Raw genomic sequence first — 21,756 nt, 5'->3', positions numbered from 1 at the left:
AGGGGCGAGGAAGGGACGGGGAGGGGCGGCGGACCGAGGGCGGAAACCGCCTGACCCACCGACCCCCGGCCTCCTACGATGGGAACATGGTGACTGACGGGGAACTGCTGGGCAGGACGCGTGACTTGGACTTCTTCATCAGCTACTCGCCCGCCGACGAACAATGGGCGTCCTGGATCGCATGGACCCTGGAGGAGGCCGGGTACCGCACCGTCATCCAGGCGTGGGACTTCGTCGCCGGCACCAACTTCATCGACTTCATGGACCGCGGCGTCAGCGACTCCGTCGCCGTCATCGCCGTCCTCTCCGGCCACTACGGCCGCTCCACCTACGGCCGGATGGAATGGCAGGCCGCGCTCCGCGCCGAACCGGAGGAGCCCGAGCGCAAGCTGCTCACCGTCCGCGTCGAGGACATCCCCATCGAGGGCCTGCTCGCCACCATCACCTACGTCGACCTCGTCGGCGTCGCCGACGCCGAGGTCGCCCGCAGCCTGCTGCTCACCCGCGTGGGCCAGGCCGTCGAGGGCCACGCCCGCCCCGGCCGCCGCCCCGGCTACCCCGGCTCCGAGACCGCGAGCGGCTCCCTCGAACTGCCCGGGCCCGCCACCGCCGACGGCCGGCAGCGTCCGCTCGGCCGCACCGGGTGGTCCGGCCGCCGCCGCCCGGCCCGCGCGCCCCGATACCCGCAGGTCCCCGAGGCGACCCGCGATCAGGGCGCGCTGACCGTCCTGCACCTCGCCGGCCCGGACTTCGGCCGCGGCCGCGAACCGGACGCGCTGCGCCGGGAGATCCGCGGCGATCTCGTCGAGCTGAAGGACGCCGGCGCCCCCGCGCCCGACCTCCTCGTCGTCACCGGCGACCTCACCGCCTCCGGCAGCCCCCGCGAGTGCGACCAGGCGCTCAGCTTCCTCACCGGGCTGCGCTCCCAGCTCGACCTGCCGCCGCAGCGCGTCATCGTCGTCCCCGGGAACCAGGACGTCAGCCAGGCCGCCTGCCGCGGGTACTTCCACACCTGCGAGGCCGACGAGATCCCGCCCCAGCCGCCGTACTGGCCCAAGTGGCGCCACTACACCCGCCTGTTCCGCGGCCTCTACGAGGGGCTGGACACCGTCTTCGACAGCGACCAGCCCTGGACCCTCTTCCCGGTGCCCGAACTCCACACCGTCGTCGCCGGGTTCAACTCCTCCATCGCCGCCAGCCACCGCCCCGACGACCAGTACGGCTTCCTCGGCCGCGACCAGGCCGCCTGGTTCGCCGAGGCACTGCGCGGCTACGAGGAGGAGGGCTGGCTGCGCATCGGCGCGCTGCGCCACCCGCTCACCGGCCGCCGCCGCCCCCAGGACGCCGCCGGCGGCCCCGGCACCCTCCGCGACGTCGACACCTTCACCCGCCTCGCCGCGCCCCGTCTCCACTTCGTCCTGCACGGCCCCAGCGGCGGTCCCCGCACCACCGGCGGCGAGCCGTCCCACGACCACCTCCCGCTCCAGAAGGGCGCCCTGCCGCTGTACGGCTCGGCCGCCCCCGCCGGGTTCGAGCTGCTGCGCGTCACCGCCGACGGCGTCACCCGCTGGACCGGCGCCGGCGGCACCGCGCCGACCGTCATCCCCGTCAACTGGCACGGCGCCGGACGGCTCTTCGCCCCGCCCGGCGAACCCGCCGGCCCGCCCGCGGCCGTCCCGCCGGCCGACAACCGCGCCGTCGACGAGCCCGCCGACTCCCTCGTCGAACGCGTCAAGGAGGTCTGCCGCGCCCGCCAGGAAGGCGTCCGCCTGCGCGACGTACCCCGCGCGGTCCCCGACGACCTCGCCCAGATCATGGTCACCTGGAGCGACGAGGGCGTCGTACGCCAGCAGCGCATCGCGGTCCACCCCGGCACCCCCACCGACGCCGAACTCGACCGCTTCCTCGCCCAGGCCCACGCCACCGACACCGGTTCCGAGGCCGAGCTGGTCCACGACGGCCCACCCCCCGAGCAGTCCCTGCGCGAGCGCGCCGGGCGCCGCGGCGTCCGGGTCCGCAGCTTCCTGGAGTTCCAGGGCCTCCTCGACCTGCGCGGCTACGTCACCGCGCAGACCGCCCGGCTGAGCAACGACGACCGCTACGCCCCCGACCTCTACCTCCCGCAGCGCTACCGCGACGGCGAACGCCCCGACGCCGACGAACGCGGCCACCTCGTGGAGGCCATGCTCCAGCTCCTGGAGACCGACCACGGCCGCTTCCTGCTGCTCCTCGGCGACTTCGGGCACGGCAAGACCTTCGCGCTGCGCGAGCTGGCCCGCCGCATCCCCGAGCGCCTCCCGCACCTCACACCACTGCTGATCCCGCTGCACACCCTCGACCGCGCCCACAGCCTCGAAGGGCTGGTCGCCGCCCACCTCGCCGGCCACGACGTCGACACCATCGACCTGCGTGCCCTGCGCTACATGCTCGGCCAGGGCCGCGTCGTCCTGCTCTTCGACGGCTTCGACGAACTGGTCAACCGCGTCAGCTACGACCGCGCCGCCGACCACCTCCAGGTCCTCCTCAACGCCGCCGTCGACAACGCCAAGATCGTGGTCAGCAGCCGCACCCAGCACTTCAAGTCGCAGGACCAGATCCTCACCGCCCTCGGCGAACGCGTCGGCCTGCTCCCGCAGCGCCGCATCCTCTCCGTCGAGGGCTTCGTCCCCGAACAGATCCGCGCCTACCTCGTCAACCGCTACGGCGACGAGGAGACCGCCGACCGCCGCTTCGAACTCCTCGGCAACATCCCCGACCTGCTCGCCCTGTGCGCCAACCCCCGGCTGCTCAGCTTCGTCGCCGACCTCGACCCCGACCAGCTGCGCGCCGTCGCCGGCGCCGGCCGCGCCCTGAGCCCGGCCCGGCTCTACGAGGACGTCTTCACCGCCTGGCTCGTCCACGAGGAACGCCGCGGCCAGGGCGGCCCCGGCGCCGCCCCCGGCCTCACCCTCGACCACCTCTGGGCCGCCGTCACCGCCCTCGCCCTCCGGCTGTGGCACACCGGCCGCGCCGCTCTGCACATCGAGGAGCTGACCGACACCGTCGCCGCCGCGCTCGCCGGGCTCGCCGGCACCACCCTCACCACCCAGGAGAGCGCCCAGGCCGTCGGCGCCGGAAGCCTGCTGATCCGCACCGACGACGGCCTGTTCCAGTTCATCCACGGCTCCGTCGTCGAATGGCTCGTCGCCCGCGCGGCCGCCGACCGCCTCGCCGACGGCGACAGCACCCTGCTCGACGCCCGGCCGCTGAGCGCCCTCGCCGTCGAGTTCTTCTGCGACCTCGCCGACCACGACCTGAGCACCGCCTGGGTCCGCACCGTCCTCAACGCCCCCGGGCCGGGCGTCAGCGACGCCGCCCGTGCCAACGCCGTCCGCGTCATCGACCGGCTCCGCGTCCCCGCCGGCGCCGACCTGCGCGGCGCCCGGCTCTCCGGCGAGGACCTCTCGGGCCGTGACTTCTCCGGCGTCGACCTCACCGGCGCCGACCTCACCGACACCCGGCTCATCGGCGCCAACCTCGCCGGGGCCGTACTGCGCGACGCCCGACTCAACGGCGCCCGCCTCGACCACGCCGACCTCTCCGGTGCCGACGTCACCGGTGCCGACCTGCGCGGCGCCCGCCTCACCCGCACCGATCTGCGCGGCGCCCGGCTGGCCCGCAGCCGCTGGCAGCGCGCCGCGCTCATCGACCCGCTCACCGACCCGCAGGTCCGCGCCGCCCCCGAGTTGCGCACCGCCGCACTCGCCCCCGGCATGCCGGTCGAGGTCGGCTTCCGCCCCGCCGCCGTCGGCGTCCCCTACGGCTTCGACATGCGCACCAGCCGGCTGCCCGAACCCCTCTCGTACAGCCCCGAGGGCGAACTCCTCGCCGTGGGCAGCGAGGACGGCGGCGTGCTGGTCTGCGCCGCCGAGACCGGCCGCGCGCTGCGCACCCTGCACGGCCACGAAGGCCGCGTCTACGCCGTGAAGTTCCGCTCCCGGATCCTCGCCACCGGCAGCTCCGACGGCACCGTCCGCCTGTGGGACCCGGTCTCCGGACGCCAGTTGCACCGTCTGGACATCCACCCCGGCGGTGTCTGGCCGGTCTCCCTCGACGACGCCGGGACCCTCGTCGCCACCGGCGACGCCGACGGCCTGGTCACCCTCTGGGACGCCGCCACCGGCGAACCGCTGCACCGGCTCCCCGGCCATGCCGCCCCCGTCTACACCGCGGTCTTCAGCGCCGACGGACACACCCTCGTCACCGGCGACGCCGGCGCCGACCTCCGCATCTGGGACACCCGTACGGGAGAGTGCACCGGCAGCCTCGACGGTCACGAAGGCGCCGTGTACCGCGCCCGGTTCAGCCCGGACGGCGCCCTGCTGGCCACCGGCGACCAGGGCGCCGACGGCCACGGCACGGTCCGCGTCTGGCACGTCGCCGAGCGCCGCCTGCTGCACACCTTCACCGGCCACACCGGCCGGGTCTACACCCTCGACTTCCACCCCGAGGGCAACCTCCTCGTCAGCGGCGACACCGACGGTCAGGTCCGCCTGTGGGACCCGGTCGTCGGCACCCCCGCCGGAGCGCTGGAGCGCTGCACCGGCGCCGTCTACCAAGTGATGTTCGGCAACGGCGGACGGCTCCTCGCCGCCTGCGACAGCGACGGCACCGTCCGCCTGTGGCGGGTCGCCCTCTCCGGGGGCCATCGCACCATCAGCCTGCTGCGCCAGCAGCCCGTCGAGCACCGCGGCTCCGCCTGGGCCTGCCGCTTCCGCCCGCAGGACAGCCAGTTGGTCACCGTCGGCAACGACGGCGGCGCCCAGATCTGGAACGCCGACACCGGCCAGGGTCAGCGCATCCTGCGCGGCCACGGCCGCCGGGTCAACACCGTCGCCTTCAGCGCCGACGGCGCCCGCCTGGCCACCAGCGGCAACGACGGAATCGTCCGCCTCTGGGACGCTCGCACCGGCCGCCGCACCGCCGAACTCACCGGCCGCGGCGACCGGTTGATCTCCGCGGTCTTCAGCCCCGCCGGCCCGATCCTCGGCACGGCCAGCAACGACGGCGACGTCTACCTCTGGAACGCCGCGACCGGCGAGTACCTCCGCGAGATGGACGTGGAGACCGACCACACCTGGGCCGAGGAGTTCAGCTCCGACGGCACCCTGCTCGCCACCGCCAACGACGACGACTCGGTCCGCCTATGGTGGCGCGCCACCGGCGCCCATGTCGCCACCCTCTCCGAGCACCGGGGCCGGGTGCGGTCCATCGCCTTCCGCGGCGACGGCACCGAGCTCGCCACCGGCTGCGACGACGGCCGGGTCCGCCTGTGGCACCAGGAGAGCGGCCGGCTGACCGGCGAACTCGACGGCCACGGCGACCGCGTCTACGCCGTCGCCTTCGGCGCGGGCGGCGACTGGCTGGCCAGCGCCTCCTGGGACGGCACCGCCATCGTCTGGCGCGACGGTGCCCCGCGCCACGTCCTGACCGGACACCAGGGCCGGCTCTGGGCCGCCGTCGCCCACCCCCGGCTGCCGCTGCTGGCCACCGCCGGCGACGACCGCGTCGTCTGCCTCTGGGACGCCCGCACCGGCACCCGCACCGCCCGCCTGGCCGGCCACACCGGACGGGTCTTCTCGCTCGCCTTCAGCCCCGACGGCACCCGCCTGGCCAGCGGCGGCGAGGACGGCACGGTCCGCCTGTGGAACGTCCCCGCACCGGACGGCCCGGCCACCCCGCACGCCACCCTCCTCGGCGTCCCCGGCGGCTGGGCCGCGCTGACCCCCGAGGGCGGTTACAAGTACGAGGGCGAGGTGGTCGGCGAGTTCTGGCACGTCGTCGGCATGGCCCGCTTCACCCCCGGCGAACTGGACGAGTACCTCCCGGGCGTGCACCGCCTCCCACTGGACGCGGAGCTGTGACACCGACACGCGACGGCTCCGCGCCCGGCTTCAGCCGTCGACCAGGGCGCTGTCGAGGAGGACGAGCAGACTGTCCCAATGGCGCTGCAACCCGGCGGAGTCGAAGGCGTCGGTGTCGGACATGGTGAAGCCGTGGACGGTGCCCGGGTAGATCTCGGAGGTGTAGTCGACACCCGCGGCGTCCAGTGCCTGGTTGAGCTCGCCGAGGGCCTCGGGCGACAGGTCGCTCTCGGCGTGCGCGAAGTGGACCCGGGCGGTGAGCCCGGCGAGGGGGCCGGGTCCGTCCACGCCCACGGGGCCGTGGAATGCGGCGACGGCGGCCACCCGGCCGGGGTGGGCCGCGGCGGTGCGCACCGCCCACAGGCCGCCTATGCAGTAGCCGGTCACCGCGACCGGTCCGGTGCGGACCTCGGGCCGGGAGGTGAGGAAGCCGAGGTAGGCGTCGGCGTCGCGCCGGACGCGTTCGGCGGTGTGCGCCTCGATCAGGGGCATCACCCGGGCCATGACCGCGGGACGGTCCTCTTCTCCGATGTGCTCGGGAAGTTCGAACAGCGGCGCCGGGCCGTGCCGGTAGAAGGGGTTGGGGACGAGCACGTAGTACCCGTGCCCGGCCAGTTCGCGGGCCATCTCCCGCAGCACGGGCCGGATGCCGAAGCCGTCCGCGTACATCAGCACCCCCGGGTGCCGCTCGCCGTCGTCGGGGAAGGCGGCGTACGCGTCGGCGAGGCCGTCGGGGGTGGGAATCTGCACTGTCTTGGCGGGAATGGCGGATCGTCCTTCCTGGATCGGCTCGACCAACGTTAGTGACACTAACGATGTCGGCGCGAGCGAACGTACATCGTTAGTGGGACTAACGCAATGGGTAGTATGGGCGGCATGACCGGAGCCGAAGCCGCGGACCTGCCCGACGACGCGCCCAGGACGCCCGACCGGCTGCGGCGCCGGACGAGCCGACTGCTCTCGCAGCTGACCGCCCGCTCGGACCGGCTGATCAACGAGGGACTGGGCCGGGCCGACGCCCGCAAGTGGCACTACGCCGTGCTCGCCTCGCTGCAGGATCTCGGACCGGGCAGCCAGGCGGTGCTGAGCCGGCGCACCGGCATCTACCGCAGCGACCTGGTCGGCGTGCTCAACGAACTGGCCGAGCGGGACCTCGTGGCCCGGACGCCGGACCCCGACGACCGGCGCCGCAACGTCATCACCATCTCCGCCCGGGGCCGCCGTCGGCTGCGCCGCCTCGACAAGATCCTGGACGATCTCCACGACGAGCTGCTCGAACCGCTGGACCCGGCCGAACGCGACCAGCTCGCGCAGCTGCTCGGCCGCCTGCTGGACCACCACTCCCGCACCTCCTGACCCCGCGCGGGGCATCCGACGGCGGATCGGCGTTCCGCGTTCCGGGCACGTTCAACTCCCGGCCACGCACACCGCGCACCTTTGGAATGAGAGATTCCGATTGGTGACACCGCGGTGGCCGGGCGTGCCCGCCACCGCACGGAGGGCCCCATGGCCGGAACCGCAACCATCACCGACCGCCGTCGATTCCTCCTCAGCTCCGGTGCCGCCGTCGCGGCCGCCGGCGCCGCCTACGCACTCCCCGGCCCGCGCGGCGGCAGCACGCCCGTGGCCGCCCGCCCCGCATCGGCCGACAGCGGCGCGGTCCCCGCCCGCCCCGCCGTGGGCCGAGCCGCACCGTTCGGCGCCACCACGCTCCAGACCACCGCCCGGTTGACCGGCGGCGGAGCCTACCGACACCTCACCTCCGGCCCCGGATGGCCCCTGGTCGTACGGGGCGAACTCGCCACCGCCCGCAGCGGACGCGCGGACCGCCGGACGGCGCTGGCCTGCTTCGTCCAGTTCACCGACCTGCATGTCGCCGACGTCCAGAGCCCGTTGCGGACCGAGTACCTGCGCGCCGGATCGCCCGGGTCGTGGCGCGGCCAGGAGGCGCTGTCGGTCGCGGGCGCCGTCTCACTGGTCGAGCAGGCCAACGCGCTCGGCGAAGGCCCGCACACCGGCCGGCCCCCGGCCTTCGTGATGTCGACCGGCGACAACATCGACAACCACTCGATGGTGGAGCTGGAGTGGTTCCTGACGCTGATGAGCGGGGGCCGGATCACTCCCAACACCGGCGACCCGGCCGCGTACGAGGGGGTGCAGAACTGCGGCCTGCCGTTGTACTGGCAGCCCGACGCCGCCCTGCGCGACCAGGACAAGCAGCGCGGGATGCCGCGGATCCCCGGCTACCTGGAGGCCGCGATACGCCCCGTCGCCAGCCCCGGCCTGCGCATCCCCTGGTACTCGACGCCGGGCAACCACGACGACCTGCCGGGCGGCTGCCTGGCCCCGCAGGACCCCTTCCTGAGCGACTACATCACCGGGGCGCGCAAGCTGTTCTCCGTACCGGACACCGATGTGGCCGCCTTCGCCAAGGTGTTGGACTCCGGCGACGACCCCAAGAGCACCGCCCTGAAGGAGATCCTGCACCACAACGCACGCCGGGCCCGCACCGTCACCCCCGACCCCCGCCGGCGCCTGGCCACCCCGCACGACTACCTCAGGGCGCACCTCGATCCGGCCTACGCCGGAGCGGGCCCGATCGGTCACGGCTACACCGAGAACAACCTGGACGGCGAGCGGATGTACTACACCTTCCGCATCGCGGACGGCGTCCTCGGCATCAGCATCGACACCACCTACCGCAGCGGCCACTACGAGGGCTCGCTCGGAACCGATCAACTGAACTGGCTGGAAGGGGCGTTGGCCGCCCACAACACCCGCCACTACGACGCCGACGGGCGCCTGGTGCGCAACGCCTCCGCCGACGACGCGCACATCCTGGTCTTCAGCCACCACCACAGCCCCAGCATGACCAAGCGCCCCGACGCGGCCCGCACCGACGAGGTCCGGCACGACGGCGCGGAGGTGATCGCCCTGCTGAGCCGGTTCCCCAACGTCGTCGCGTGGATCAACGGACACAGTCACATCAATCGCATCACACCGCACGCCCATCCGACCCTGGCCCGCTCCTTCTGGGAGGTCAACACCGCCTCCCACGTGGACTATCCCCAGCACGCGCGGCTGCTCGAACTCGTCGACAACCAGGACGGCACCCTGTCGCTGTTCACCACGCTCGTGGAGTCCGCCGCCCCGCACCGGGCGGACTTCCACGACCTCTCCGCGGTCGGCCTGGCCTCCCTCTACCGCGAACTCGCCTACAACGCCCCCGGCCTCGCCGCCAGAACAGGCACCGGCGCCTACGAGGAGATGGCCGGCGGACCGGCGGACCGCAACACCGAGCTCCTGGTCCGACGGGCGTAGCGGCCCCGGCCGGCCGGCCCCGGGGCCGGGCCGTAAGGTGGGCCAATGGCAGATCCGACACCCCCCATCACCTCCGCGGCCCCTGCTGCCGCCACCGAGCCCACGGTCCGGGCCGGCCTGCCCGAGGCGGCGGCCGTCCCCGCACTCTCCGTAGCGGAAGGCCGCCGCCCCGTCGCGGCGGCCTTCCGCGCACTCGCGGCCCTGACCGGGGTCACCGGCATCGTCCTGGACGTCATCGCCTCCCAGGACCTGGGCCGGCTCTTCAGTTACTTCACGATCCAGTCCAACATCCTGTTGGTCGTGGTCTTCGCCTGGTCCGCCGGCCGTGCCTGGACCGGACGTCCCGCCCTCTCCCCGCGGATCACCGGCGCGGCACTGCTCTACATCTGCATCACCGGACTCGTCTTCCACTTCGTCCTGTCGAACGACTCCAGCGGCTTCGCCATGACCAGCCACCGCACCCCCCTCGAAACGGCGGCCAGTCAGCTCCTCCACACCGCGACCCCCCTCGCCGCCGTGCTCGACTGGCTCGTCCTCACGGCCCCCGGCGCCTTCCCGCTCAGATATGCCTGGCAGTGGCTGGTCTACCCCGTCCTCTACCTCCCCTTCGCCCTCATCCGCGGTGCCCTGCTCGCCCCCGGCACCGAGGGCCGCTACCCCTACCCCTTCCTCGACGTCGACCTCCACGGCTACGCGGGCATCGCCACCAACTCCGTCGTCTTCGCCCTGGCCTTCTACGGCCTGTCCCTCGCCCTCGTCCTCCTCGACCGGATACGCCCACGGCTCCACGGGCGGAGCTGAACACCATGGTTCCGGCGGCCTGATGACCCCACATCAGGCCGCCGTCAAGACCGCGGTTCGCCGGTGCGACGGTGGTGGCGACCGACCCGCCGACCGTCGCGGCGCTGGTGACGCCCCGGATGCTCGGCCTTCCCCAACTGCTCGGCTAGTACTGGCGTTTGGACGGCCGGACCGCCGTGGCGTGGTCCCAGGGTCACCAGAGCCCGGAGGCACTGGCAGAGGTGGTCCCGGACCTCTGCACCGTGGTTGCCGGCCTCCCGCCGGAAATCCAGGACACCACCGCCGAGTTGGCCCGTAGGCCGGCGGGGGCCTTCTGGTACGGCACCTACAGCACCTCGCCCTCGATCTCCGCGTACGCCTCCTCCAGCGTGCGGATGATCGGGTGGCAGGCGGGCAGCTCTACGCCGTCCACGGCCGTGATGGCGCGGACGCCGATCGCCGCGTTGGTGGCGAAGGCCGCCTGCATGTGCGACAGTCCGGTCAGCCGCACCGGCCGGGTGTCGTGATCGACGGCCCTCTTCAGGAGTTCCCTCGTCACCCCGGCCAGACAGTCGGCGTCGGGCCAGACGACCCGGGCACCGTCGAAGAAGCCGACGTTCCAGGTGCCGCCCTCCGAGACGACTCCGTGGTGATCCACGAAGAGGGCGTCGTCGAATCCGCCCAACTGTGCCTGGCGCCGGTGATGGAGACTGGCGAAGAGCCCGACGCTCTTGACGCTCGGGACCTCACGCACGTATCGCACGGACCGCACCCTGAGCGGCGGGACCGGCCGGCCCCCGGCCGGCCGTGATGTCACCAGCACCCGCGGGTCGTCGGCCGTGCTCGGGCGGCCGAGATCGAGGTTCGGGTCGAAGACCGTGACGCGCACCGTGGTCGATCCGGTGGCGGGAGCGGCACGGCGGGCCAGCTCCCGGACGCGTGCCATGTCGAGGTCGGCGTCGAACAGCGTCCGGCAGTCCCGCCGCAGCCGGTCCAGGTGCAGGGCCAGACCGCGTACCCGCCCGTCGTCGACCCGCATGGTCGTGAAATGGCCGTAGTTGGTCAGCGCCAGCGCCCGGAGCTGAGCCGACCCGACCGGCTCTCCGTTGAGTTCTCCACCGATTTCTCCGCCGATTTCTCCATCGCGTTCTGCCATGCGGCCAGCCTGCCATCCGGAGGGTCTCCTCCGGGGGTGTCACGCCTGTGGTTCCGGCTGCTCCTGCTGCTCCCGTTTGATCCACTCCCGGCCGCCCAGCGGGTAGTCGTAGCCGGGACGGCCGACGTCGGTGCCGGTGCGGAACGGGGTTCCGTTTTGTCGATGTGCACGGTGCCGTGGCGGTCGCGCTGCACCAGTCCAGGGTGAGGTCCCAGCGGACGTGGTGCGCCTTGGTGTGCGCGGTGACGTAGAAGACCTCAGGGTCGGACTCGCTGACCTTGTACGGGAAGTTGCGCTGTCCGTTCTTGCCGACGACGGTGGGGCTTCCACTGTCGAGATCGATGCCGCGTCGGCCAGAATCCACCGCCTGTGCAGCTCGACCAGTTCCTCGGGGGGCGCCCGGCACACCCGGGCGATCCGTTCGACCGGCGCGTAGTCGGTCGGCACCGCGCTGCCGTTGCAGTAGCCGTGCAGCGTCGATGTGCTCATGTGCAGCCGCTCGGACAGCGTTCCGTATCTCAGCCCCGAGCGTTCCTTGAACCCCCGCAGCAGCTCCGCGAACGCCTCCGCGTCCCCGGCGGCCCCCGTCGCCCCCATGGCCCCTGTCGCCTGCGACACCGTCGTCCCCCTCCCCGTGCGGCCCGGCGGCCGTGCCGTGGCCGCCGCCCGGGGCCCGATAATGGCGTGGTGATCAACAGGAACCTGCGGGTCGTACTCGCCGAGGACTCCGTCGTGCTGCGGGACGGGATGGTCGAGCTGCTCGGCGCCCGTGGATGCGAGGTGGTGGCCACCGCCGGGACGGCACCCGAACTGCTCGCCGCGGTGGCCGAGCACCTGCCGGACGTCGCCGTGGTGGACATCCGGATGCCGCCCACCCACACCGACGAGGGCATCCGCGCCGCCGTCGAGATCCGGGCGAGGACACCCGAGGTCGGCATCCTGGTCTTCTCCCAGCACGTCGAGACCGCCTGGGCGTCCCGGCTGCTGGCGGACGGCGCCGGGGGCGTCGGATACCTGCTGAAGGAACGTGTCGCCCGCACCTCCGAGTTCGTGGACGCGCTGCACCGCGTCGCCGACGGGGGCACCGCGCTCGACCCGGAGGTGGTCACCCGGCTGATGCGCGGGGGACAGCGCAGCCGGGTGGACACCCTCACGCCGCGCGAGCGCGAGGTGCTGGAGCTGATGGCCCAAGGCCACTCCAACCGTTCCATCGCCGGGCTGCTGGTGGTGTCGGAGCGGGCGGTGGAGAAGCACGTCGCCGCCGTCTTCACCAAGTTCGACCTGCGGGCCACGGAAACCGACAACCGGCGGGTGAAGGTCGTTCTTGCGTATCTGGCGGAGAGCGGGCGGTAGGGCCGGCCGGGGAAGTGCGCGGGTGCTGCTGACGACCCGTCATGGACGGTCGTCACAGACGTGTCGGCAGCTCGGCGGTGATCACGGTGGGACCGCCCGGCGGGCTGTCGATTTGCAGGACGCCGTCGACCGCCGCCAGTCGCTCGGCCAGACCGGTCAGGCCGGTGCCGGCGCCGAGGGCCGCGCCGCCGCGGCCGTCGTCCCGTACGGTCAGCCGGACGCGGGCGTCGGCCGCGCTCGCCGTGAGTTCGGCCGCGTGGGCGCCGCTGTGCTTGGCGACGTTGGTGAGCAGTTCGGCGGCGCAGAAGTACAGGGCCCGTTCGACCCCGGGGTCCGGGCGTTCCCGCAGGTCCAGGCGGACGGTGACCGGTACCGGCGAGGTGGCGGTGAGCGTCGGCAACGCCTCACCGAGGCCGCCGTCCAGCGCCACCGGATGGATGCCCCGGGTGAGCCGCCGCAGCTCGGCGATGGTGTCGTCGGTCTGGCCACGGGCACGCTCCACCAGGGTGCGCAGCCGCCCGGTGTTCGGCTCGGCGTCGGGGGCGAGCGCGTCGTCGGCCAGCGAGAGGGTGATGGCCAGGGCGACCAGCCGGGCCTGGGTGCCGTCGTGCAGATCGCGTTCCAGGCGGCGGAGCTGGTCGGTGTTCTCCGCGAGCAGGGTGGCACGGGCGGACTCCAGCTCCCGGACGCGCTGTTGGGCACGGGCCGGGCCGAGCAGCAGCCGGGCGAGCCCCCGGTTCGCCGCGCTCAGCGCGCGGATCGCGCCGGGCACCGCGAGCAGGACGACCAGGCCCAGCACGACGGAGGCGGCGGTCAGCCGGCCGTCCGGCCGCGAGTCCGGTTCCAGCAGGCGGATCCAGAGAGGGAAGCCGATCAGCCAGCCGCAGCCCAGGGGAAGCACCACGGCGGCGACGAAGCCCAGTACGCCGAGCGGCAACCGCAGCACCAGATAGAGCAGCGTCCGCCAGGCGACCGGATCGGTCAGCACGACCCGGCCACGGGCGATCAGGCCCGCCGGGCGGGGCAGTCCGGCCGGCGCCTCGACGCGTTCGCCGAGCAGCCGGCCGACCAGTCGCCGGTGCAGCGCGCCGGCGCCCCGCGCGCCCAGCAGTGCGACGACCACGAACGGCAGGCCCAGCACGGTGAGTGAGAGCAGCCCGCCCGCGTACACGACGGCCAGCGCGTAGCCGCCGCCGAGCAGCGCGAGCGGCAGCCCGATGACGGAGAAGCCCCATTCACCGCCGCGCACGGAAAGGTACGGCCGCCGTCCGGCAGCTCCGCGCTCAGTCACGGTCACCGCCCAACGCCTCCGTCGCCGGGCCGCGCACCGCCCACAGGCCGGTGGCCAGGATGCCCGGGATCGTCAGCGCCGCCGCGCCGGCGACGATCCACCAGCAGGCGGCCACCGGGACAGCCGGCACCGCCGAGCCGGTCACCGCCGTGCTGAACGCCGCCGACGCGGCACCCGCGACCGCGGCGCCGAGCAGGACGCCCACCGCCGTGGTCAGCACGGCCTCCGTGGCCAGCATCCGCAACAGCTGCGACCGGGTCGCGCCGGCCAGCCGCAGCATCGCGAACTCACGGCGCCGGTCGGCGGTCACGGCGACCAGGGTGTTGACGGTGGAGATGGCGGCGAAGCACACCAGCAGCGTCAACTCGGCCTGCCGCAGCCAGACATCCGTGCCGGAGGCGACACCGGACGCCGCCGCGGCGCCCGTGCCGGTTCCGGTGACTGTCGCTGCCGCGCTCGCGGCGTACTCGGCGGTCCGTGTCATGATCGACATGGTGCCCGACAACCCCACGAGCAGCGCGACCGGCACCACGGCGGACGACAGCCGCCGCGCGTATCCGCGCAGGTTGGCGTCGGCCAGCCACCCCGTAGCGGGCGCCACGGCCCGTACCGGCGTGCCCAGCAGCGCCGCCAGTACGCGCGCCGCGAGCGGCCCCGCCAACCCGACCGCGACCAGCAGCACCAGCGAACCGAGCAACGCCGCCTGCCCGGCCTTGTCCGACTGCTCCGGCGGCCGGGTCGCGGCCAGTCGCAGCAGCAGGCCGCCGCCCACCAGCGTGCCGATTCCGGCGAGCAGCCGAAGCGCGCCGGTCCGGCCGTGTTCGGTCGCGCTCGCGGTGCGGGCGGCCGCGGGCGCGATCCGGGAGATCCGCCGGGCCGCGACGGCCGAGGCCGCCAGACCCACGACGAGCGCGACGGCCAGCGCGATCAGCATCGGCACCGGCGTCCCCGGCACCCGCACGCCGGGCGCCGCCATCCCCCGCCGCTGCAACGCCGCGAGAAAGCCACGGGCCGCCGCCGCGCCGACCACCCAGCCCGGCGCGGCCACCAGCAACGTGAGCGCGACGACCTGGCCGCGCACCAGCCGCCGCGCCTGCCTCGGCGTCGCCGCGACGGTGCGCAGCAGCGCCAGTTCACGATGCTGCTGACGAAGCGCGAAGCCCAACGCGTTGACCACGACGAAGAGCGCGACCAGCACGGCGATCTCGGCGAAGGCGCCGGCGATCACCATCAGCCCGGGACCGGCGGCAGCCTTCCGGGCGTCCGCGGGGGTGGTGAGATCGGCGGCGAAGAGCGCGCCGAACAGCGTCACGGTGGCGATGGCGAGGAAGAGCGCGGCCGCCAGGCCGACGAAGGCCGCCGGCCGCCGGCGCAGCTGCCCGACGGCGATCGAGGGCAGCAACGGCATCGAGGCCATCGCGCTCACCCGCCCAGCCGGCTCAGCCGGTCGCCGACCCGGGCGGCGGTGGGTCGGTCCACCTCGTCCACCACCAGGCCGTCGGCGAGCAGCAGCACCCGGTCCGCGTACCCGGCGGCCACCGGGTCGTGGGTCACCATCACGCAGGTCTGCCCGTCCCGGTCCACCCCTGCGCGCAGCAGGGCGAGGATCTCATGGCCGGTGGCCCGGTCGAGCGCGCCGGTGGGCTCGTCGGCGAACAGCACCTCGGGGCGGGAGACCAGCGCCCGGGCGATCGCCACCCGCTGCTGCTGGCCACCGGACAGCTGCCCGGGCCGGTGCCGCTCGCGCCCGGCCAGTCCGACCCGGGCCAACGCCTCCAGCACCCGCTCCCGGTCCGGCCGCTTTCCGGACAGTCGGCCGGGCAGCTCGACGTTCTGCGCGACCGTCATCGCGGGCATCAGGTTGAACGCCTGGAAGACGAATCCCACCCGGCTGCGCCGCAGTTCCGCCAGGCGGCGCTCGGGCAGCCGGGACACCTCGGTGCCGCCCCACCAGACGGATCCCCGAGTGGGCCGGTCCATCCCCGCCAGGCAGTGCAGCAGGGTGGTCTTGCCGGAGCCCGACGGCCCCATCACGGCCGTGAACGTCCCGGATGCCAGGGCCACCGACACCCCGCGCAACGCCCGCACGGCGGCAGTTCCGCGCCCGTACTCCCGGTGCAGGTCCGCCGCGCGGGCGGCGGTTCCCAGCCCGGTGTCCAACGTCATCTCAACCATGCCTCCATCCTCGGCGGGCGGGGCGTGGCAATCGATCGGGCCGGCCCCCGAATCCGTGGTGCGGAAAACCGCCCCGGCGGCGTGCGGCTCAAAAGCGACGTTCACCAGCGCTCATTGCCAACTCATGGTTGTGCCATGACCAATCCTTTTCCTAATCTGCTGGCATGCGGAGGGCGCGGAGCCGCCCGCCGCGCGGGCCGGTTCAGGCATGACAAAGCCGGGGGCACGCTGCTTCGGCGTACCCCCGGCTGACTCGGCCCGTGACGCATCGCACCGACCACCGGCTTTGGTAGGCAACGGGTCGGCCGCGACGCGCAGTCCACGCGACCACGCATCGGAGGGTACCGTGAACCACCCCAACCGATTAAGAGCCGCGATCCAGGCGGACGGAACCACCCCGCTGATCGGCGTCTTCGACATGTTCTCCGCGTCCCTGGCGGCGCGTCACTACGACGGGATGTTCGTCTCCGGCTTCGGCTTCGCGGCGTCCCACTACGGTCTGCCCGACATCGGATTCATCGCCTGGCCCGACATCGTCGCCTTTGTGCAGCGCCTCCGACTGGCCTTCCCCCGGCAGCATCTGCTGGTCGACATCGACGACGGCTACGTCGATCCGGAGACCGCCTGCCACGTCGTCCAGCAACTGGAGGCCGGCGGTGCCTCCGGGGTGATCCTGGAGGACCAGCAGCGGCCCAGGCGCTGTGGCCACGTCGACGGCAAGCAGGTGCTGCCGCTGGAGGAGTACCTCGCCAAGCTCGACCTGGTCCTGAGCTCCCGGCGGGATCTGGTGGTCGTCGCCCGCACCGACGCCACCGAGGAGGAGGAGATCCTGCGCCGGGCCAAGGCCCTGGCCGCCACCGACGCCGATGTCATCCTCGTGGACGGCGTCCGCAGCGTCGACTGGATCCACAAGGTGCGCCGCGTCATCGGCGACAAACCACTGCTGTTCAACCAGATCGCGGGCGGCAAGTCACCCCGGCTGTCGCTGACCGAACTGCAACAGCTCGGCGTCGATGTGGCGATCTACAGCACGCCCTGCCTCTTCGCGGCCCAGACCGCCATCGACCAGGCACTGGCCCAACTCAAGCAGGCGGACGGGCGCCTGCCCGAGCACGTTCCGGGCGCCGTCGGCGTCAGCGAGTGCCTGGGGCTGCTGGAGCAGAACCTCAGCCGCCACCACGACCGGACCCCGGCCGGGGCCACGCACTGACGCCCGCCCGACGCACCGTCGTCAGCACCGTCATCAACCCAGGCACCCCCACGGGTACGCCCTGAACTCCGGGCAGTCGCCACGCGTTCGGCCTGAGCATCAGGCAACTCCTGCGCGTACGCCCTGAGGTCCGGGCGCGGGGGCCGCGCCGGCACATCCGGTACCACAACCGGCCGCCCGGCGCGGCCCCTTGCCCCCACGCACCTTCCCTGGCCCACACCGCTGCCCTCCCGGAGGAAGCCGTGCCGCACCATTCCCCCGGAACCACCCGCCAGGCCCCGCCCGGCCTGCTGCGCCGCGTCGACTGGTACATCGTCGCGCTCTTCTGCGTCATCGGCCTGGCCGCGCTCGCGCCGGCCGACGGAGCCGCCGCCGAGGGCGTCTCGCTCACCGCCCGCCTGGCGGTCGGCCTGCTCTTCTTCCTCTACGGTGCCCGGCTCTCCCCCCGAGCGGCCCTGGACGGCGTACGGCACTGGCGGCTGCACCTCCCCGTCCTCGCCCTCACCTTCCTGGTCCTCCCTGCAGCCGGACTGGCGGCCGGACTGCTGCCCGAGTCGGTCCTCGGCGCCGAACTGGCCGCCGGTGTCCTCTACTTGACGGTGCTGCCCTCCACCGTTCAGTCCTCCATCGCCTTCACCTCGATGGCGCGCGGCAACGTGGCCGCCGCCATCTGCTCGGCGTCGTTCTCCACCGTCCTCGGGGTGGTGCTCACCCCGCTGCTCGCCGTCACCCTCCTCCGGCACACCGGAACCGGCCCCGCCGCCGGCCCGGGCGGCCTCCCCATCACCCCGACCCAACTCACCGACATCGCCGTCCAACTCCTCGTGCCCTTCCTCGCCGGACAGGCACTGCGCCGCTGGATCGCCGACTGGCTCGGCCGGCACCGGGCACTGACCACCCTCTGCGACCGCGGCTCGATCCTGCTGGTGGTCTACTCGGCCTTCAGCCACGGCATGACCGCAGGCATCTGGCACCGCGTCCCGCCGCCGCGCCTGCTTCTCCTGGCCGCGGTCTGCCTGGCACTGCTCGGCCTGGCCCTGTTCCTGGCCAACGGCACCGCCCGCCTGATCCGCCTGCCCCGCGCCGACCGGGTCACCGCCGTCTTCTGCGGTTCCAACAAGAGCCTGGCCAGCGGCCTGCCCATGGCCACCGTCCTGTTCCCACCGGACCGGATCGGCGTCATGGTCCTGCCGCTGATGCTCTACCACACCCTCCAACTGGTGCTCTGCGCCTACCTCGCCCGCCGCTGGCCCTCCCCGCCACCGACCCCCGCCCCACCGGAAACGGTGGCCACGGCTACGGCGCACTAGGAAGTCCCCGACGGGTCAGCGGCGGCGGAACGAGCCCTCGCCGCCCACGGCAGCGCCGAGGTGGTCAGCCGATGGGGAGGAGCCCGCGCCGCCGGACTGGCCGGCGGCCGCGTTCGCACCCGCTTCCGGCTGTCCCGCGGCCTTGCTGGAGCTCATTTCGGGTCCCCCAGGGCAGTCGGTGTCGTTGTCTTCCCGGTACGTCACCCACTCTGGTCGGGGCCGCTATCGCCTGGCTGCCGCTCCGCCAACACCCGGCTAACCCGCCATGGCGTGACTGGCACCGGATCCGTGCGTCGATAATGACGCGCATGAGCAACGCACCTTCACAGCCGCAGTTCACGATATTCGTCCACCTCACGGCGCTGCCCTCGTGGTTGGCACTGGGCCGCGCCGAGCGCCGGCAGATCATCGCCGAACACGTACAGCCGTTGTTGGACAGGCACCACGCCGTCCAGGTCCGCTGGTTCGACGCCGAAGCCTGGGCCGCGTCCCCGTCCGATGTCCTGGTCGCCACGACGAACGACCTGACCGCCTGGTCCGACCTGTTCGAGGGCCTGCGCGACAGCCCGCTGTGGAGCGTGCCCTACTTCCAGGTGGAGTTGGTCCTGCCGACGGTCGAGGACGGCTTCGCGGACTACGAGCGCCGGACGGGGCAGCGTGACTGAGTAGGCGGTCCGCCGCCGTCCGGAAACGATGGCCGGCTCCCACAGCGGCCATTTGGCGGATAGTCACCGATGTCGACGGGCTCGGGCGAGTCGACCTCCGATCCGTGGGGAATCCACCCGCCATGGCAGACAACACCAGGGCTGACGAGATCCGTGCCGATGGCATCCGGGCCGACGGCGCCACGGCCGGCACCGGCACACCGGAGCGCGAGGAGACCACCCGTCGCTACTACGACACCAGTGACGTCGACGGCTTCTACGACGCCGTCTGGGGCGGCGAGGACATCCACGTGGGCATCTACGCCCATCCGCAGGAGTCGGTCGCGGACGCCTCGCAGCGCACCGTGCAGTACGCCGCGGACCAGGTCGCGGACCTGCTCGGGCCGGACGCCACGGTGCTCGACCTCGGCTCGGGGTACGGCGGTTCGGCCCGCGCGCTCGCCGAGCGCTTCGGCTGCCGGGTGGTCGCCCTCGACCTCAGCGAGCGGCACAACCAACGGCACCGCGCGGCCAACGCCCGGCGGGGACTGGACGGCCTGATCGAGGTCGTCACCGGCTCCCTCGCCGACCTCCCCTACGAGGCGGGGCGCTTCGACGTCGTCTGGTCGCTGGAGGTGCTCAGTCACGTCGAGGACAAGAAGGGAGCGCTGGCCGAGGCCGTACGGGTGCTGAAGCCGGGCGGCGGGCTGGTCTTCTCGGACATCATGGCGGACGAACAGGCGTCCCCGGAGGTCCTGTGGCCCGCACTGTCCCGGCTCATCACCCAGCACCTGGCGACACCGTCCGGCTACCTGGAGAGCCTGTCCCAACTCGGCCTCAGGGCCCGCTTCGAGGACCGCACCGGTGACATCGCCACCCACTACGCACGACTCGACGAGGAGGTGCACCGCCGCGCGGCCGAGCTGCGCACCGTCATCAGCCCGGCCTATGTCGAGGAACTGCGGGCCAACCTCCCCCTGTGGGTCGACATCACCCGCCGGGGCCTGCTGCGCTGGGGCCTCTTCCACGCCCGCCGCACCATGGTCTGAACGCACCGTGGTCTGAAACGCACCGGGGTCCGAACCGGCCTGCGGTCGGCGGCGTGGCGGCAGTTGAGGAGCCGGGCCGTCGACCGCGCGGGAACGTGACACACGCCCCTCGCTGTCAGTGCCCGGCCCTATGGTCACCGGCATGGATCACCACCAGAAGCCGATAGGTCTGCCCCGCACGGACGCCGTCCCCCTGCTCCGGACCGATTTCACCGACCCTTCCGCCTGGGAGCGGCTGCTCCGGGCGCTGGAGATGCCGGTCACCTTCGAAGAGGGCTCGCAGGACGTCGCCTTCTATGACAGTGCCACCATGTACGTCACCCCGGTCGATGACGAGAAGTACCGTGGCCTGCCCGCCGAGACGGTGCTCGCCGCGGCCCCGTACACCGGTCACGAGCTGCCGTACGACCACATCTACCTGGCCGATGCCGAGACCTTCGCCTCGGACGATCTCCCGCTGCTCGGAATCGACATCCACCTGGACCCGGACGGGGATCCCTGGCCGCGGGAGAAGCCGTTCCGGATCCCGGCGCTGCACCTTGCCGGCGTCGAGGTCAACGACAGCATCGGCAATCTCTTCTTCCGTGAGAACCACGACTTCGACTGGTCGGGTTTCCCGGTGTACGTGGCGGAGCCCGGGACGCCGGTCCACGACGAGTTCCGACGGATGGGCGTGACGGATCGGGAGGATTAGGGCGCTTCTGACGGATCTCCGCGGCGTCAGAAGCGCCCTAGCGGCGTAGGGGTGCGCCGCCGCCCGACCGCTCAGTCGTCCCCGCCCTCGTGGTCGTCATGGTCGCCGTGTGCATCAGCCGCCGGGGCGACGCTCAGGGCGCCGGTGCGCGGGTCGAGGAGCAGCCGGTGCTCCGTGCCGTCCTCGGTGATGGTCTCGACCTCCCAGACGGCCTTCGTGCGGTGGTCGTCGTCCAGGTCGACGGAGGTCACCGTGCCGTACCCGGCCGCGGCCTTACGAGCGGCACCCGCGGCATCCGTCCGGGCACCGACCAGGGCGGCGTGCTTCCGGGCGTGGTCGTCGTCGCCGTGGTCGATGCGCTGGTTCAGGACGCGTGCGGTGTGCGCGTCGAGGGTGACCCGGTGCCACCGGCCTTCGTCGCCCAGCACGTCCGCGTCCCAGACCAGGCCGGGGCGGTCCCGGTCCAGGTCCAGGCCGGACACCTTGCCCGGGACGGCAGTGAGGGCCGCGGCCGGTGCGCGGGTGCCGGAGCCGCTGCCGTTGACCGCGACTGCGGTGACCGCACCGCCCGCCAGCAGGGCCGCCGCCGCGGCGGTGGCGATGACGAGGTGGCGCTTCATATGCTCTCCTCCGTTGGTTGTTCGGACCCGGTCCTCCGGGGCGGCGCCGTCGAACGCCGTGCCGCCACAGTGGCCGAACGCACCTGAAGCCGAGCTGAAGCCACCTGAAGGTCCCTTCAGGTTCGACGGGTCCGGAAGTCCCGGATGTCGAACATCGCCTCAACCACCCCTGGTAGTAGGCGAAGTGACGGAACGTCGGGGAAGGTTGTGCCAGAGTAGGGCGCGGGCCCCGGCGCATGTCGCGGGTCCG

General features: G+C 73.1%; 17 protein-coding genes and 1 pseudogene. 10 read left to right on the top strand and 8 right to left on the bottom strand.

What is annotated here, in order from left to right; all coding sequences use genetic code 11:
• Positions 1 to 86: 86 nt before the first annotated feature.
• Positions 87 to 5,903, top strand: coding sequence for a TIR domain-containing protein (locus K2224_RS20495; protein WP_221907961.1), 5,817 nt, complete (start codon positions 87 to 89; stop codon positions 5,901 to 5,903).
• A gap of 30 nt (positions 5,904 to 5,933) precedes the next feature.
• On the opposite strand, the gene K2224_RS20490 is transcribed toward K2224_RS20495, so the two are convergent.
• Complete coding sequence (locus K2224_RS20490) at positions 5,934 to 6,668, bottom strand: dienelactone hydrolase family protein (protein ID WP_221909837.1); 735 nt, start codon at positions 6,666 to 6,668, stop codon at positions 5,934 to 5,936.
• 111 nt (positions 6,669 to 6,779) lie between these two features.
• On the opposite strand from K2224_RS20490, the gene K2224_RS20485 reads away from it, so the two are divergent.
• The 3 genes from K2224_RS20485 (at position 6,780) to K2224_RS20475 (ending at position 10,025) form a co-directional block, all read left to right on the top strand.
• Positions 6,780 to 7,259 (top strand): MarR family winged helix-turn-helix transcriptional regulator, encoded by a 480-nt coding sequence (locus K2224_RS20485; RefSeq protein ID WP_221907960.1) that lies wholly within the window; start codon positions 6,780 to 6,782, stop codon positions 7,257 to 7,259.
• 150 nt (positions 7,260 to 7,409) lie between these two features.
• Positions 7,410 to 9,224, top strand: a complete 1,815-nt coding sequence (locus K2224_RS20480; RefSeq protein ID WP_221907959.1) for a TIGR03767 family metallophosphoesterase — start codon at positions 7,410 to 7,412, stop codon at positions 9,222 to 9,224.
• Between the two features lie 45 nt (positions 9,225 to 9,269).
• A complete protein-coding gene (locus K2224_RS20475) occupies positions 9,270 to 10,025 on the top strand; it encodes a Pr6Pr family membrane protein (RefSeq protein ID WP_221907958.1) in 756 nt (251 codons plus the stop codon).
• A gap of 325 nt (positions 10,026 to 10,350) precedes the next feature.
• Here the strand turns inward: K2224_RS20475 and K2224_RS20470 are convergent, their stop codons facing one another.
• Positions 10,351 to 11,160 (bottom strand): aminotransferase class IV family protein, encoded by an 810-nt coding sequence (locus K2224_RS20470; protein WP_221907957.1) that lies wholly within the window; start codon positions 11,158 to 11,160, stop codon positions 10,351 to 10,353.
• A gap of 39 nt (positions 11,161 to 11,199) precedes the next feature.
• Positions 11,200 to 11,757: pseudogene (locus K2224_RS20465) on the bottom strand (helix-turn-helix domain-containing protein).
• A 90-nt stretch (positions 11,758 to 11,847) separates the two neighbouring features.
• Here K2224_RS20465 and K2224_RS20460 point away from each other — a divergent pair.
• A complete protein-coding gene (locus K2224_RS20460) occupies positions 11,848 to 12,513 on the top strand; it encodes a response regulator transcription factor (RefSeq protein ID WP_221907956.1) in 666 nt (221 codons plus the stop codon).
• 52 nt (positions 12,514 to 12,565) lie between these two features.
• Here the strand turns inward: K2224_RS20460 and K2224_RS20455 are convergent, their stop codons facing one another.
• From K2224_RS20455 to K2224_RS20445, 3 genes are read right to left on the bottom strand one after another with little or no spacing between them, the layout of a single operon-like run.
• A complete protein-coding gene (locus K2224_RS20455; RefSeq protein WP_260692838.1) occupies positions 12,566 to 13,810 on the bottom strand; it encodes a sensor histidine kinase in 1,245 nt (414 codons plus the stop codon).
• Positions 13,797 to 15,221: an FtsX-like permease family protein gene (locus K2224_RS20450; RefSeq protein WP_260693487.1), complete on the bottom strand. Its 1,425-nt coding sequence runs from the start codon at positions 15,219 to 15,221 to the stop codon at positions 13,797 to 13,799. Before K2224_RS20450 ends, K2224_RS20455 begins: the two co-directional genes overlap by 14 nt.
• A gap of 5 nt (positions 15,222 to 15,226) precedes the next feature.
• Positions 15,227 to 15,979 carry an ABC transporter ATP-binding protein gene (locus tag K2224_RS20445; protein ID WP_221907955.1) on the bottom strand — a complete coding sequence of 251 codons (753 nt, stop codon included), beginning with the start codon at positions 15,977 to 15,979 and terminating at the stop codon, positions 15,227 to 15,229.
• 346 nt (positions 15,980 to 16,325) lie between these two features.
• Between K2224_RS20445 and K2224_RS20440 the strand changes: the two genes are divergently transcribed.
• Together K2224_RS20440 and K2224_RS20435 are read left to right on the top strand one after the other, a co-directional pair.
• Positions 16,326 to 17,189, top strand: a complete 864-nt coding sequence (locus K2224_RS20440; protein ID WP_221907953.1) for an oxaloacetate decarboxylase — start codon at positions 16,326 to 16,328, stop codon at positions 17,187 to 17,189.
• Positions 17,190 to 17,431: 242 nt separating this feature from the next.
• Positions 17,432 to 18,499 (top strand): bile acid:sodium symporter family protein, encoded by a 1,068-nt coding sequence (locus K2224_RS20435; protein WP_221907952.1) that lies wholly within the window; start codon positions 17,432 to 17,434, stop codon positions 18,497 to 18,499.
• Positions 18,500 to 18,514: 15 nt separating this feature from the next.
• Here K2224_RS20435 and K2224_RS20430 read toward each other — a convergent pair whose 3' ends face one another.
• The gene (locus K2224_RS20430) at positions 18,515 to 18,655 is read right to left on the bottom strand and encodes a hypothetical protein (RefSeq protein WP_221907951.1); all 141 of its coding nucleotides are present in this window, start codon (positions 18,653 to 18,655) and stop codon (positions 18,515 to 18,517) included.
• A 152-nt stretch (positions 18,656 to 18,807) separates the two neighbouring features.
• Between K2224_RS20430 and K2224_RS20425 the strand changes: the two genes are divergently transcribed.
• The 3 genes from K2224_RS20425 to K2224_RS20415 all read left to right on the top strand — a co-directional run bounded on the left by K2224_RS20425 (position 18,808) and on the right by K2224_RS20415 (position 20,886).
• Positions 18,808 to 19,164, top strand: a complete 357-nt coding sequence (locus K2224_RS20425; protein ID WP_221907950.1) for a darcynin family protein — start codon at positions 18,808 to 18,810, stop codon at positions 19,162 to 19,164.
• A gap of 122 nt (positions 19,165 to 19,286) precedes the next feature.
• The gene (locus K2224_RS20420; protein ID WP_221907949.1) at positions 19,287 to 20,192 is read left to right on the top strand and encodes a class I SAM-dependent methyltransferase; all 906 of its coding nucleotides are present in this window, start codon (positions 19,287 to 19,289) and stop codon (positions 20,190 to 20,192) included.
• 142 nt (positions 20,193 to 20,334) lie between these two features.
• Complete coding sequence (locus tag K2224_RS20415) at positions 20,335 to 20,886, top strand: DUF6924 domain-containing protein (protein ID WP_221907948.1); 552 nt, start codon at positions 20,335 to 20,337, stop codon at positions 20,884 to 20,886.
• Positions 20,887 to 20,957: 71 nt separating this feature from the next.
• Here the strand turns inward: K2224_RS20415 and K2224_RS20410 are convergent, their stop codons facing one another.
• Entirely contained in the window at positions 20,958 to 21,506 is a 549-nt protein-coding gene (locus tag K2224_RS20410) for a PepSY domain-containing protein (RefSeq protein WP_221907947.1), read from the bottom strand.
• Positions 21,507 to 21,756 lie beyond the last annotated feature (250 nt).

Origin of the sequence: Streptomyces sp. BHT-5-2 (assembly GCF_019774615.1) — a bacterium.
GTDB lineage: Bacteria > Actinomycetota > Actinomycetes > Streptomycetales > Streptomycetaceae > Streptomyces.
The sequence above is the reverse complement of the archived record's forward strand: the minus strand, read 5'-3'. Positions and strand labels throughout refer to the sequence as shown.